Below are 14,587 nucleotides of genomic sequence, written 5' to 3' on the forward strand. Positions count from 1 at the left end.
TGTCCTGCAATGATACGCCGGGTGGCGCAAAGCTTACCCGGCCTACAAAACCTAACCTCAGGCCCGGCAGGCTTTGCGCCGCCGGGCAATTTATTAAATCTTACACGCGCCGCTTTCGCAGCCATCATCCTGAATGGACGGCACCAGATCATCCTGTGAATCTTCTGCGCCATCGCGGGTGTTCTGGTAATACAGCGTCTTCACGCCAAATTTGTAGGCGGTGAGCAGATCTTTCAACAGCTGCTGCATCGGGACTTTCCCTGACGGGAAGCGCGTCGGATCGTAGTTGGTGTTGGCAGAGATCGACTGGTCGATAAACTTCTGCATGATGCCCACCAGTTGCAGATAACCGTCGTTATTCGGCATATCCCACAGCAGTTCATAGCTGTCTTTCAGGTGCTCATAATCCGGCACCACCTGACGCAGAATACCGTCTTTCGACGCTTTGATGCTCACGTGGCCGCGCGGCGGTTCAATACCGTTGGTGGCGTTGGAGATCTGCGACGAGGTCTCGGACGGCATCAGCGCAGAGAGCGTGGAGTTACGCAGACCGTGCGTTTTAATGGATTCGCGCAGCGCTTCCCAGTCGTAATGCAGCTCTTTGGTGACAATCGCGTCCAGATCTTTCTTGTAGGTATCGGTCGGCAGAATACCTTTCGCATAGGTGGTTTCATTGAACCACGGGCATGCACCTTGCTCTTTCGCCAGCTCGTTAGAGGCTTTCAGCAGGAAGTACTGAATGGCTTCGAAGGTTTTATGCGTCAGGTTGTTGGCGCTGCCGTCGGAGTAACGCACGCCGTGTTTCGCTAAATAGTAAGCGAAGTTGATCACGCCAATACCCAGCGTGCGGCGGCCCATTGCGCCACGTTTGGCGGCCGGGATCGGGTAATCCTGATAGTCTAGCAGGGCGTCCAGAGCACGTACCGCAAGGGTCGCCAGCTCTTCCAGCTCGTCCAGCGAATCGATAGCGCCGAGGTTGAACGCAGACAGCGTACACAGCGCGATTTCGCCGTTTTCGTCGTTCACGTCCATCAGCGGTTTGGTCGGCAGGGCGATTTCCAGGCACAGGTTAGACTGGCGCACCGGGGCAATAGCCGGATCGAACGGGCTGTGGGTGTTGCAGTGGTCAACGTTCTGAATATAGATACGGCCCGTGGAAGCACGTTCCTGCATCATCAGCGAGAACAGATCTACCGCTTTTACGCGCTGCTTGCGGATGCTGTCGTCTTTTTCGTACTGGGTATACAGACGCTCAAACTCGTCCTGATCGGCGAAGAAGGCGTCGTACAGGCCAGGCACGTCAGACGGGCTGAACAGGGTGATGTCTTCGCCTTTCAGCAGACGGGTGTACATCAGTTTGTTGATCTGTACGCCGTAATCCATGTGACGTACGCGGTTGCCTTCCACGCCACGGTTGTTTTTCAGCACCAGCAGGCTTTCCACTTCCAGATGCCACATCGGGTAGAACAGGGTGGCTGCACCGCCGCGCACGCCGCCCTGGGAGCAGGACTTCACCGCGGTCTGGAAATGTTTGTAGAACGGGATACAGCCAGTGTGGAAGGCTTCGCCGCCACGGATCGGGCTGCCCAGCGCACGGATGCGACCGGCGTTGATGCCGATACCGGCGCGCTGGGAGACATATTTCACGATGGCGCTGGAGGTGGCGTTGATGGAATCCAGGCTGTCGCCGCACTCGATCAGCACGCAGGAGCTGAACTGACGGGTCGGGGTGCGCACGCCGGACATGATCGGCGTCGGCAGTGAAATCTTAAAGGTGGATACCGCGTCATAGAAACGCTTCACGTAGTCCAGGCGGGTTTCACGCGGGTAGTTCGAGAACAGGCATGCGGCCACCAGAATATACAGGAACTGCGCGCTCTCGTAGATTTCGCCGGTCACGCGGTTCTGCACCAGGTATTTGCCTTCCAGCTGCTTCACGGCAGCGTAGGAGAAGGTCAGATCGCGATCGTGCTGGATAAAGGCGTCCATCTGACGGAACTCTTCTTCGCTGTAGTCTTCCAGCAGATGGTGGTCATATTTGCCCAGCTCAACCATTTTCAGCACGTGGTTGAACAGCGTCGGCGGCTCAAACTGGCCGTAGGCTTTTTTGCGCAGGTGGAAAATCGCCAGGCGCGCGGCCAGATACTGATAATCAGGCGCGTCGCGGGAGATCAGATCGGCGGCGGCTTTGATGATGGTTTCATGAATGTCGGAGGTTTTAATGCCGTCATAAAACTGAATGTGTGAACGCAGTTCAACCTGAGAGATGGAGACGTTATTCAGCCCTTCTGCCGCCCAATCCAGTACGCGGTGGATTTTATCCAGATTGATGCGCTCAGTACGACCATCACGCTTTGTCACCAGCAGACTCTGATTCATGTGGGATTTACCTGTCCGTGAAATAGAAAAAATATCCCCCGTTTATCCACAAGTCCGCGCTGTGGCTAACTCTGTGGATAAATACTACATGTAGGGGGTTTGCGATAAGAGAAACGCTATATGGTGAGTATTCTAGTAGGGATTCTTTTGAGTACAAGAGTTGATTTTGGCGTTAATTTAAGGTTGCGAAAAGGTAAGAATCGCTAAGTCCCCGAACTGTAAGGCCTCCAGGGAAAGTCAATCATTTGCAAAAAAAATAAGAAATTTGATCGAGTGCTGATTTCTTCATCGGCCGGAGAAAATGCGTAACGTCCTGTCACGCAATCTTCATAACAATTTCGCATGACGTTAGTCGTTTCGTGCTTTTGTATGCAGCATATAGTTAACGTCAACGCCTGGCGCGAGCTTGAATTTGTCGGTCAGCGGGTTGTAGTGCAGGCCGGTGATATGGCACTCCTTCAGCACGGTGTCATCGATCCAGCCCAGCAGCTCTGCCGGCTTGATGAATTTTTTCACGTCGTGCGTACCTTTCGGCACCATGCGCAGTACGTATTCCGCACCGACCACCGCCATCAGCCAGGCTTTGCCGTTGCGGTTAAGGGTAGAGAAGAAGACGTGGCCGCCGGGTTTCACCAGTTTTGCGCAGGCGTTCACCACGGACTGTGGATCCGGCACGTGCTCCAGCATCTCCATGCAGGTCACTACATCATATTGCTGCGGGTGGGCGGCGGCGTGTTCTTCCACTGTCCGCTGCACGTAGTCAACGTTGACGCCGGATTCCAGGGCATGCAGGCGCGCCACCTGTAGCGGCTCAAAGCCCATATCCAGGCCGGTCACGGTTGCGCCTTCGCGCGCCATGCTCTCCGCCAGAATGCCGCCACCGCAGCCTACGTCCAGCACCTGCTTACCAAACAGGCCGCCAGCGCGTTCGGCAATATAGCCCAGGCGCAGCGGGTTAATACGGTGCAATGGTTTGAACTCGCCTTCCAGATCCCACCAGCGAGACGCGACCGCTTCAAATTTCGCAATTTCATCGTGGTCGACGTTATGAGCCACCGACGGTTTTTCGACATTCATGGGCGCTTTTACTCCTTTATCATCAAGACCGTGAAGTATATCAGGCCACGGGCGTGAATAAACCGATTGGTTTACCTCTCACGCGCGGGCTGTGTTATAATTTGCGACCTTTGAATCCGGGACACAGTAGAGGGATAGCGGTTACATGAGCGACCTTGCGAGAGAAATTACACCGGTTAACATCGAGGAAGAGCTGAAGAGCTCCTATCTGGACTATGCGATGTCGGTCATTGTTGGCCGTGCGCTGCCGGATGTCCGCGATGGCTTAAAACCGGTTCACCGTCGCGTACTATACGCCATGAACGTATTGGGCAATGACTGGAATAAAGCCTACAAAAAATCTGCCCGCGTCGTCGGTGATGTCATCGGTAAATACCATCCTCATGGTGATACCGCGGTATATGACACTATCGTTCGTATGGCGCAGCCATTCTCCTTACGTTACATGCTGGTCGACGGCCAGGGTAACTTCGGTTCCGTAGACGGCGACTCCGCGGCGGCGATGCGTTATACGGAAATCCGTATGTCGAAGATCGCCCACGAACTGATGGCCGATCTGGAAAAAGAAACCGTTGATTTTGTGGACAACTATGACGGCACGGAAAAAATTCCGGACGTGATGCCCACTAAAATCCCTAACCTGCTGGTAAACGGGGCCTCCGGTATCGCTGTAGGTATGGCGACCAACATTCCGCCGCACAACCTGACGGAAGTGATCAACGGCTGTCTGGCGTATATCGACGATGAAAATATCAGCGTCGAAGGGCTGATGGAGCACATCCCGGGGCCTGACTTCCCGACTGCCGCCATTATTAATGGTCGCCGCGGTATTGAAGAAGCCTATCGTACCGGTCGCGGCAAAATCTACATTCGCGCCCGCGCGGAAGTGGAAGCCGACGCCAAAACCGGTCGCGAAACCATTATCGTGCATGAAATTCCGTATCAGGTGAACAAAGCGCGCCTGATTGAGAAAATCGCCGAACTGGTGAAAGAAAAACGTCTGGAAGGCATCAGCGGCCTGCGCGACGAGTCTGATAAAGACGGGATGCGCATTGTCATTGAGATCAAGCGCGATGCCGTTGGCGAAGTGGTGCTGAACAACCTCTATTCGCAGACTCAGATGCAGGTCTCATTCGGTATTAACATGGTGGCACTGCACCATGGTCAGCCGAAGATCATGAACCTGAAAGATATTCTTTCTGCGTTTGTGCGCCACCGCCGTGAAGTGGTGACCCGTCGTACTATTTTCGAACTGCGTAAAGCCCGCGATCGTGCGCACATCCTCGAAGCGCTGGCGATTGCGCTGGCCAACATCGACCCGATTATCGAGCTGATCCGCCGCGCGCCGACCCCGGCCGAAGCGAAAGCCGGTCTGGTGGCGCGTTCCTGGGAGCTGGGCAACGTCTCTGCCATGCTGGAACGTGCAGGCGATGACGCTGCGCGTCCTGAGTGGCTGGAGCCGGAATTCGGCGTGCGTGACGGTCAGTACTATCTGACTGAACAGCAGGCACAGGCGATTCTGGATCTGCGTCTGCAGAAACTGACCGGCCTTGAGCACGAAAAACTGCTCGACGAATACAAAGAGCTGCTGGAGCAGATCGCCGAACTGCTGCGCATTCTGGGCAGCGCCGATCGTCTGATGGAAGTGATCCGCGAAGAGCTGGAACTGGTTCGTGAACAGTTTGGCGATGCGCGTCGCACCGAAATCACCGCCAATACCGCTGATATCAACATCGAAGATCTGATTAGCCAGGAAGACGTGGTGGTCACCCTGTCTCACCAGGGCTACGTGAAGTATCAGCCGCTGACGGATTACGAAGCGCAGCGTCGCGGCGGTAAAGGCAAATCCGCCGCCCGTATTAAAGAAGAAGACTTTATCGACCGTCTGCTGGTGGCCAACACCCACGACACCATCCTCTGCTTCTCCAGCCGTGGCCGTCTGTACTGGATGAAAGTGTACCAGTTGCCGGAAGCGAGCCGTGGCGCGCGTGGACGTCCAATCGTCAACCTGCTGCCGCTGGAAGCGAACGAACGTATCACCGCAATTCTGCCGGTACGCGAGTACGAAGAGGGCGTAAACGTCTTTATGGCCACCGCCAGCGGTACCGTGAAGAAAACGGCGCTGACCGAATTCAGCCGTCCGCGCTCTGCCGGTATTATCGCGGTGAACCTGAACGACGGCGACGAGCTGATTGGCGTTGACCTGACGTCCGGCTCTGATGAAGTGATGCTGTTCTCTGCCGCCGGTAAAGTGGTGCGCTTTAAAGAGAACGCGGTGCGCGCCATGGGCCGTACCGCAACGGGCGTGCGCGGTATCAAACTGGCGGGCGAAGATAAAGTCGTGTCGCTTATCGTACCGCGCGGTGAAGGGGCGATCCTGACCGTCACCCAGAACGGCTACGGTAAACGTACGGCGGAAACGGAATACCCGACCAAATCCCGTGGCACCCAGGGCGTTATCTCCATCAAAGTCACCGAGCGTAACGGCTCCGTGGTGGGTGCGGTGCAGGTGGCCGACAGCGATCAGATCATGATGATCACCGATGCGGGTACGCTGGTGCGTACCCGCGTGTCTGAAGTCAGCATTGTGGGTCGTAACACCCAGGGCGTGATCCTCATCCGTACCGCGGAAGATGAGAACGTGGTGGGGCTGCAACGCGTGGCTGAGCCGGTGGATGAAGAAGAGCTGGACGCCATCGACGGCAGCGTAGCGGAAGGTGACGACGAGATCGTGCCGGAAGCGGACACCGATGATGATGTCGCAGACGACGCTGAAGAATAATCAGCTTTGTCGATAAAAGGGCCGGGCTTCCGGCCCTTTTTATTGGCGTTTTCTTTAGCGTTGCGGGTATGACGTTTTACCGCTACTTTATCCACATTCTTTTTACATTCTGCGGCGGAGCTTCGCCCCCTTGAAATACCTTGTTTCTTTCCGCACCACCCTCAAAGTATCACGATACCTGTTCCGGGCGCTGGCGCTGCTGCTCTGGCTGTTGATTGCCCTGTGTTCGGTGTTTTATATCGTTAACGCTTTGCAGAACAAAGAGTCCGACATTCGCAAAGAACTTAATCTCAGTTCTGAGCAGGCGCAACGCTATGTCCAGCGCACCTCAGACGTGATGAAAGAGCTTAAGTACATTGCCGAAAATCGCCTCACCGCTGAAAACGGCATTATGACGTCCCGGGGACCCAACGCCCGCAACGATGTGCCGGAGTTTGCGCCGCTGTTTGCGGATTCCGACTGCTCGGCCATGGGCAACACCTGGCGCGGCTCGCTGGAATCGCTGGCGTGGTTTATGCGCTACTGGCGCGATAACTTTTCTGCCGCTTATGAGCTGAACCGCGTGTTCCTCATTGGCAACGAATCCCTCTGTATGGCGGACTTCGGCCTGCGCAACGTACCGCTGGAGCGTGAAACGGCGCTGAAAAGCCTGCACGAGCGTATTCTCAAATACCGTAATGCCCCGCAGGAAGAGCGCGGCAATAATATCTTCTGGATGAGTCAGGGGCCGCGTCCGGGCATCGGCTATTTCTATGCCTTAACGCCGGTCTATCTGGGCAACCGCTTACAGGCGCTGCTGGGATCAGAGCAGACCATCCGCATGGATAACTTTTACACGCCGGGCAATCTGCCGGTGGGCGTGACCATTCTCGATGAAAACGGGCATCAACTGATTTCCCTGACCGGGCCGGAAAACGGCCTGGAGATCGATCCGGAGTGGATACAGGAGCGCACCTGGTTCGGCTACTCCTCTGGCTTCCGCGAGCTGGTGCTGAAAAAGAGCCTGCCGCCGTCGTCCCTGAGCGTGGTCTATTCCGTGCCTGTCGATCTGGTGCTGGAGCGCGTGCGCATCCTTATCCTCAACGCGGTACTGCTCAACGTGCTGGTGGGCGTGGCGTTGTTCACCCTGGCGCGCATGTACGAGCGGCGGATCTTTATTCCCGCCGAGGCCGATGCCCAGCGACTGGAAGAGCATGAGCAGTTCAACCGCAAAATTGTCGCCTCCGCACCAGTCGGGATCTGTATTCTGCGTACCATTGACGGCACCAATATCCTCAGTAACGAGCTGGCGCATAATTATCTCAATATGCTCACCCACGAGGACAGGCAGCGGCTGACGCAGATCATCTGCGGCCAGCAGGTCAATTTTGTGGATGTGCTGACCAGCAACAATACCAATCTGCAAATCAGCTTCGTGCACTCCCGCTATCGCAACGAAAACGTGGCGATCTGCGTGCTGGTTGACGTCAGCGCGCGCGTGAAGATGGAAGAGTCGTTGCAGGATATGGCGCAGGCGGCTGAGCAGGCCAGCCAGTCGAAATCCATGTTCCTTGCCACCGTCAGCCACGAACTGCGTACGCCGCTGTACGGTATTATCGGCAACCTCGATCTGCTGCAAACCAAAGAGCTGCCGAAAGGGGTGGATCGCCTGGTGACGGCGATGAACAACTCGTCGAGTCTGCTGCTGAAAATCATCAGCGATATTCTCGACTTCTCCAAAATCGAATCGGAGCAGCTGAAAATCGAGCCGCGCGAATTCTCGCCGCGTGAGCTGATGAGCCATATCACCGCCAACTATCTGCCGCTGGTGGTGCGTAAACAGCTCGGCCTGTACTGCTTTATCGAGCCGGACGTGCCGGTGGCGCTTCAGGGCGATCCGATGCGTCTGCAACAGGTGATCTCCAACCTGCTGAGCAACGCCATCAAGTTTACCGATGTCGGCTGTATTGTGCTGCATGTGCAGCGCGCCGGGGAATATCTCTGTATCCGCGTGCGGGACACCGGGGTGGGTATTCCGGGTAAAGAAGTGGTGCGACTCTTCGATCCCTTCTTCCAGGTGGGTACGGGCGTGCAGCGTAATTTCCAGGGCACAGGGCTGGGGCTGGCGATCTGCGAAAAGCTGATCAGCATGATGGATGGCGATATTGCCGTGGATACCGAGCCGGGCATGGGCAGTCAGTTCTCGGTGCGTATTCCGCTTTATGCCGCGCAGCCAGCGCAGCCGCTGGACGTTGACGGCCTGAAGAAAACCACCTGCTGGCTGGCAGTGCGCAATGCGGCGTTAAGCGCTTTTATTGACTCCTTGCTGACGCAGAACGGCATCCGCGTGCTGCGTTACGAAGGGCAAACGCCGGACGCCAACGATACCCTGATCACCGACGACGATCTGGATACGCCATGGCCGGGCCGCGCCACCATTACCTTCTGCCGTCGCCATATCGGCATTCCGCAGGAGCGGGCGGCCGGACAGTGGGTGCACAGTGTTGCCTCACCCCATGAGCTGATCGCGCTGCTGGCGCGTATTTACAGTATTACCATGGAAAACAACGACGCCTCACGTGCGCTGCAACTGTCGGATTCGCTGGTCGCCAGCAATGACGACATGATGATCCTTGTGGTGGATGACCATCCGATTAACCGTCGCCTGCTGGCGGATCAGCTCGGTTCGCTGGGCTATCAGTGCAAAACGGCGAACGATGGCGTCGACGCGCTCAATGTGCTGAGCAAAAACCATATCGACATCATTCTGAGCGATGTGAACATGCCGAACATGGATGGCTATCGCCTGACGCAGCGTATTCGTCAGCTCGGGCTGACGCTGCCGGTGGTGGGCGTGACGGCGAACGCGCTGGCGGAAGAGAAGCAGCGTTGTCTGGAATCTGGTATGGACAGCTGTCTGTCGAAGCCGGTAACGCTGGACGTGATCCAGCAGACGCTGGCGGTCTATGCGGAGCGGGTAAGAAAAGCGCGGGGATAGAGCAGGAAAAGGCGTTACCCCGCCGGGCGGGGTAACGTCGGTATGGCAGTTACTCTTTGGTATCCGCCGCGCTCAGCGTTACGGACGAGAGGTAGTTAAGCAGGGCAATGTCGTTTTCCACGCCCAGTTTCATCATCGCCGACTTCTTCTGGCTACTGATGGTTTTAATACTGCGGTTCAGCTTCTTGGCGATTTCCGTCACCAGGAAACCTTCTGCGAACAGACGCAGCACTTCGCTCTCTTTCGGAGACAGGCGTTTGTCGCCATAGCCGCCCGCGCTGATTTTCTCCAGCAGACGGGAAACGCTCTCCGGGGTAAATTTCTTCCCTTTCTGCAATGCGGCCAGCGCTTTCGGCAGATCGGTTGGCGCGCCCTGTTTTAATACAATCCCTTCAATATCCAGCTCCAGTACGGCGCTTAAAATGGCAGGGTTGTTGTTCATCGTCAGCACAATCACTGACAGGTTAGGGAAGTGGCGCTTGATATATTTAATCAGGGTGATCCCGTCACCGTACTTGTCGCCCGGCATGGAAAGATCGGTAATCAGTACATGGGCATCAAGCTTGGGAAGGTTATTGATCAGCTGTGTAGAATCTTCAAATTCACCGACTACATTCACCCACTCGATTTGTTCGAGTGATTTGCGAATACCGAACAGTACGATCGGATGGTCATCGGCAATAATTACGTTCATATTGTTCATGTATAAGGCTACCTTGCTTACAGCAAGCTTTTGACATAATCGTCAATGTCGCTGATGTATTTTTCTATGCCTGGAACATCGTTCTCATGAATTAAATGTTCCAGCGTTTCACATAACTGTTTGCCGGGTACCAGGTTAAGCATGGCAAACACGCCTTTCAGGCGGTGTGCCGTCTGCGCCAGCGCCGCTAAATCGCGTGCGGCGGATTCAGTATACAACCTCTTAACATCGTCGGGTACTGTATCCACAAACAGTGCGTAATAGCCGCTGGCATGGAGTTCGGCATTTTCATTGCCCCCCAGCGGGGACGCCGGAACATCTTCCTGTGCCAGTTGCTCTTCAATGAGTTGCAATATCGCTTCCTGCATTGCATTACTCATATTAAAGTTCACGCGCAACTGGCCTGGGCCGATTTTACGCGAGCCGGGCTCATCATCGCTTAAAAGCAAGCCCGAGGCAGTAAGATTAGACGGATTATCCGTTAAAAAGAGATCATATTCTTGACTCGCCAGGCGTTCGTCCGGGGTAATGCAGCTTGCGCCCCAGTTTTCCAGCTGACGCACCACGATATTACGAATATCGCTGGACGTAATATCAATCATGGCGACGACATCATCCAGTAATTTCTCTTCCTCATCGTCTGCCTGCGGACGTGCATCCATTTTAACGTGTAAAGAATAGCGCGTTCCTAAACTTTCACGCGCTTTAATATTCAGATGGCCGCCAAGTTTACGCGCCAGCTGATCGCACAGCCAGAAGGTGAGGGCATTAGCTTTGCCATAGCGATCCTCCTGGGTGTCGTTGAGGAACGGGAAATGCAGATTATCCACTTCGCTCGCCGTCACGCCTTCCCCGGTATCGAGGATACGGAAGGTCAGGCGATCCCCTGCGGATTCATCGGCGTCCACTTCAAGCGTGATTTTGCCAATCTGCGTGGTGGTCACCGCGTACTGGATAAGCATGGTCAGAATGCGCAGCAGGGCGTCGCGATCGCCGTGGCGCTGTTCATTGGCCGGCAGATGGTTGTTGATCAACAACTGCAACCCTTTACGTTTGACCACCGGCAGCACCGCGGGCACCACCTCGTCGATCAGATCCTGAATCGAGAACATGCTGGCGGCGCTTTTCCAGCCGTCGTTTTCCAGCAGATTGGCAAGCTGGATCTCATCCACCAGCTGTACCAGCCGGTCAGCCTGCGCTGCCAGCTTTTGCGCGTTTTCGCTATCTACCGCCGCCGCGTCCTGCGCCAGTTGTTTCGCAGGCTGCGACAGCGCCGCGCCGATATGCTGCATAAAGGCGGTGCGACCCTGCTGGTTTTTCTCATACAGACGCTGCGCCTGCTTGAGCTTTTTATTCACCAGCACTTCTCTGTCCTGATCGCGGATGACAAAAATCTGCGTGCGCGGCGAAACCTGGCTGCGGAACTGGCGGATCTCATAAAGTTCGTTGTTGACCGTCGCCTGGATCACGCCCTGATGCTGGTCGGCCATGCTGGTGATGTTCTGCAAATTAAGATGCGGCAGCAGGTGGTCGGCGATTTTATTGCTGATCACCGTACGGTTAGCTTCCTGATCGTGCACCAGCAGTCCCAGCGGCAGCACCGACACGATCTCTTCGTTGATGGCCCGCAGCATGCGCAGTTCGTTATTCGCGCCGGGCAGGGCGGCGTTTTCGCTCAGACGGCCCGGCTGATGGCGGAAGGTGGTATAGCCAAACAGCGCCAGCGCCAGCAGGCCGATGTTTAACAGCAGCGGCAGCAGGATGTTTTGCAGCGTGTCCAGCAGCAGCGTGCCAAAGGGCACCTGCCACACCAGCCGCATGCCCGTAGAGTTGAGTGAGGAGGAAATCTCAATCTGCGAGCTGTTGAAATTCACCGACGCGCTGTCCGCCATCTCTTTATCCGCGGTGCGCAGGGCGCTCTGGGAGGCATCGCTCTCCAGACGGAAGCTGTCCAGCACCATGCCCGGCGGGATCAAATCGTTGATCGGCAGATCGAAGGCCACCACCGTCGCCAGATGTCCCGGCTGGTTGAAAGTAGTGCGCAGCGTGAAATAGTAACCATTCTGCCAGGTCAGACGGCGCAACGGCGAGAAGCTTTCCCGCTCATCCAGGGCATTGGCCTGTTGCAGCATCTCCGCGCGACGGGCATCGACAATGCTGCCAATGGATGATTCTTTAAAGCCGGAGGAGAGATCTTTCAGCGGCAGCGTCGACACCAGGATCATGCTGTTATCCTGGCCGTTGAGATAATACATGGACCAGGGCACGGTTTCCGCGCCCCACAGCGTATCCAGATAGGTTGAGATGCGCTGGGTCATCTCCAGCGTCGAGCCGTCATGGGAGCCGAAAATCAGCGCTTCCGTCTTACGGCGCGGCTTCTCCAGATAATAGACATCCTGCTTTAAGCGGGTTTCCTGCAGACCATCCGCCGGGGAGGCGGGCGCCGCGGCGATATTGTCATAGATCTGCCAGGTGGCGTAGCGCCAGGTATCAATGCGCTTATGCATGGCATGCGTAATATCCACCACCTGATAGCTTTTATCCTTCAGCCAGGCATTAACGGCGCTTTGCACCATTACACCCATGGTGACCAGCAGAACGATGATCAACAGAAGAAAGAAACGGGTAATGCTGCCCGGTATCAGGGAAAATTTTCCAGGGTTCATGGTGTCAGATCGACTCATTAGTGTGTGTAACCCGTTATGCCAACACGCGAAGAAAAAGCCATTTAGCGCCTTTCGTAAGACTAAGACAGGAGACTACCGCGCCGCTCGCGCCTGCGTCGGGCTTGTAGTTGTTATGTTACACGGCAGTGTACAGCAGGCAGTATAAAGCCTAATGAATGAATTTCCAGACTCTCTTGCAGGTAAAGGCCGCAGCGGGGGGACAAAAAGGGAGGCGGCACAGCGGATCGGCAAGGCACGTACAATTAATCGCCATTTTTCCCGTTATTAACTCTGAAAAGTAAAGGGATAGCACTTTTAATCAAGAAATTAATTCACGGAGTATTGGCAGCTAATATCACTCTGCGGCTAAGTGATTAATTAATAGTCATTATAATTTACCTGCGGTACCGCTTTTTCTGTTATCCGGGCGGTGCGGGGCAAAAAAAAACCGAATGCAGAGCATCCGGTTGTAATAGGGGTAAACAGTCATTCGAAGCCGAATGAAGGTAATAAATAAAAGTTAATGATGATAGCCAGATTATTTTAGTCGCAGGTTATGATTTTGTTTTATCATTCAGTGCTATCATTGTTTGTCATTTCAAATTATTGATTATATTGATTTAATTATCATCTTTGATTTTCCGTGCGCTATTTTTTAGCTATTAGTGCTAAAAAAAGTTCCGTGCAATTTACATATTGAAACATCTAAGCGGTAAAAAGAAACACCTTTAGATTTTTCGTATCATAATGTTGTTGGATTATTCTGTATTTTTAGGGAGAATGAACTCGCCGACTGGTTAGCAGGTTAATCAGTAAGCAGTGGCATATAAAAATAAGCATATTACAGAGGGTTAATAACATGAAACGCAAAGTCCTTTCCCTGGTGGTGCCTGCTCTGCTCGTAGCAGGCGCTGCAAATGCGGCTGAAATTTATAACAAAGACGGCAACAAATTAGATCTGTACGGTAAAGTCGACGGCCTGCACTATTTCTCTGATAACGATGGCGACGACGGCGACAAAACCTACGTACGTTTCGGCTTCAAGGGCGAAACTCAGGTTAACGACCAGATCACCGGTTTCGGCCAGTGGGAATACAACGTACAGGCGGACGAAGCCGAAGGCGCAAGCGACCAGGCATGGACCCGTCTGGCCTTTGCCGGTGTGCGTTTCGGTGATGCCGGTGCCATCGATTACGGTCGTAACTACGGCGTGATCTACGATGTGACCTCCTGGACCGACGTGCTGCCGGAATTCGGCGGCGATACCTACGGCGCGGACAACTTCATGCAGTCCCGTGCTAACGGCGTGGCGACTTACCGTAACACCGACTTCTTCGGTCTGGTTGATGGCCTGAACTTTGCGGTGCAGTACCAGGGCAAAAACGGCAGCACCAGCGGTGAAAACGACAATGGTCGCAGCACCCTGAAACAGAACGGCGACGGCTACGGCATGTCCCTGACCTACGATCTGGGCGAAGGCTTCAGCGTGGGCGGCGCAATGTCCTCCTCCAAACGTACCTCTGACCAGAACGTGGCAGACGCTTACGGTAACGGCGACCGCGCTGACGTCTACAGCGGCGGCCTGAAATACGATGCCAACAACGTTTACCTGGCAGCGCAGTTCTCCCAGACTTACAACGCGACCCGTTTCGGTACCTCTAACGGTTCCGGCCGTACTGCCGCATGGGGCTTTGCGGATAAAGCACAGAACTTCGAAGCCGTTGCACAGTACCAGTTCGACTTCGGCCTGCGTCCGTCCATCGCGTACCTGCAATCCCGCGGGAAAGACATCAGCAGCGCTAACGGCCGTGATTTCGGCGACCAGGATCTGCTGAAATATGTTGATGTGGGCACCACTTACTACTTCAACAAAAACCTCTCCACCTACGTTGATTACAAAATCAACCTGCTGGACGACAACACCTTCACCCGTCAGGCTGGCATCAGCACGGATGATATCGTTGCGCTGGGCGTGGTTTACCAGTTCTAATCAACTGAGACGC

General features: G+C 54.9%; 7 protein-coding genes. 3 read left to right on the forward strand and 4 right to left on the reverse strand.

Translation table 11 applies throughout. From position 1 onward, the window contains the following. Positions 1-93: 93 nt before the first annotated feature. Both nrdA and ubiG read right to left on the reverse strand, forming a co-directional pair. On the reverse strand, positions 94-2,379 hold the full coding sequence (gene nrdA, locus ACQUTD_RS02650) for a class 1a ribonucleoside-diphosphate reductase subunit alpha (protein WP_072569174.1): 2,286 nt from the start codon (positions 2,377-2,379) through the stop codon (positions 94-96). Between the two features lie 348 nt (positions 2,380-2,727). Further along, positions 2,728-3,456, reverse strand: coding sequence for a bifunctional 2-polyprenyl-6-hydroxyphenol methylase/3-demethylubiquinol 3-O-methyltransferase UbiG (gene ubiG / locus ACQUTD_RS02655; RefSeq protein WP_318376963.1), 729 nt, complete (start codon positions 3,454-3,456; stop codon positions 2,728-2,730). A gap of 145 nt (positions 3,457-3,601) precedes the next feature. Here ubiG and gyrA point away from each other — a divergent pair, with 145 nt between their 5' ends. Beyond that, on the forward strand, positions 3,602-6,238 hold the full coding sequence (gene gyrA / locus ACQUTD_RS02660; protein WP_072569172.1) for a DNA topoisomerase (ATP-hydrolyzing) subunit A: 2,637 nt from the start codon (positions 3,602-3,604) through the stop codon (positions 6,236-6,238). A gap of 130 nt (positions 6,239-6,368) precedes the next feature. Continuing rightward, complete coding sequence (gene rcsC / locus ACQUTD_RS02665; protein WP_473273581.1) at positions 6,369-9,215, forward strand: two-component system sensor histidine kinase RcsC; 2,847 nt, start codon at positions 6,369-6,371, stop codon at positions 9,213-9,215. 49 nt (positions 9,216-9,264) lie between these two features. Here rcsC and rcsB read toward each other — a convergent pair whose 3' ends face one another. Together rcsB and rcsD are read right to left on the reverse strand one after the other, a co-directional pair. Further along, positions 9,265-9,918 carry a response regulator transcription factor RcsB gene (gene rcsB / locus ACQUTD_RS02670; protein ID WP_072569170.1) on the reverse strand — a complete coding sequence of 218 codons (654 nt, stop codon included), beginning with the start codon at positions 9,916-9,918 and terminating at the stop codon, positions 9,265-9,267. A 17-nt stretch (positions 9,919-9,935) separates the two neighbouring features. Beyond that, positions 9,936-12,602 carry a phosphotransferase RcsD gene (rcsD, locus tag ACQUTD_RS02675; RefSeq protein ID WP_083580939.1) on the reverse strand — a complete coding sequence of 889 codons (2,667 nt, stop codon included), beginning with the start codon at positions 12,600-12,602 and terminating at the stop codon, positions 9,936-9,938. An 841-nt stretch (positions 12,603-13,443) separates the two neighbouring features. Between rcsD and ACQUTD_RS02680 the strand changes: the two genes are divergently transcribed. Next, positions 13,444-14,574 (forward strand): porin OmpC, encoded by a 1,131-nt coding sequence (locus ACQUTD_RS02680; RefSeq protein WP_072569168.1) that lies wholly within the window; start codon positions 13,444-13,446, stop codon positions 14,572-14,574. Positions 14,575-14,587 lie beyond the last annotated feature (13 nt).

It is taken from the genome of Enterobacter sp. K510 (assembly GCF_055804875.1).

Bases quoted from the DNA above. Each gene is read 5' to 3' on its own strand.
- rcsD (WP_083580939.1), bottom strand. From the start codon at position 12,602: ATGAGTCGATCTGACACCATGAACCCTGGAAAATTTTCCCTGATACCG.
- rcsB (WP_072569170.1), bottom strand. From the start codon at position 9,918: ATGAACAATATGAACGTAATTATTGCCGATGACCATCCGATCGTACTG.
- nrdA (WP_072569174.1), bottom strand. From the start codon at position 2,379: ATGAATCAGAGTCTGCTGGTGACAAAGCGTGATGGTCGTACTGAGCGC.
- gyrA (WP_072569172.1), top strand. From the start codon at position 3,602: ATGAGCGACCTTGCGAGAGAAATTACACCGGTTAACATCGAGGAAGAG.
- ACQUTD_RS02680 (WP_072569168.1), top strand. From the start codon at position 13,444: ATGAAACGCAAAGTCCTTTCCCTGGTGGTGCCTGCTCTGCTCGTAGCA.
- ubiG (WP_318376963.1), bottom strand. From the start codon at position 3,456: ATGAATGTCGAAAAACCGTCGGTGGCTCATAACGTCGACCACGATGAA.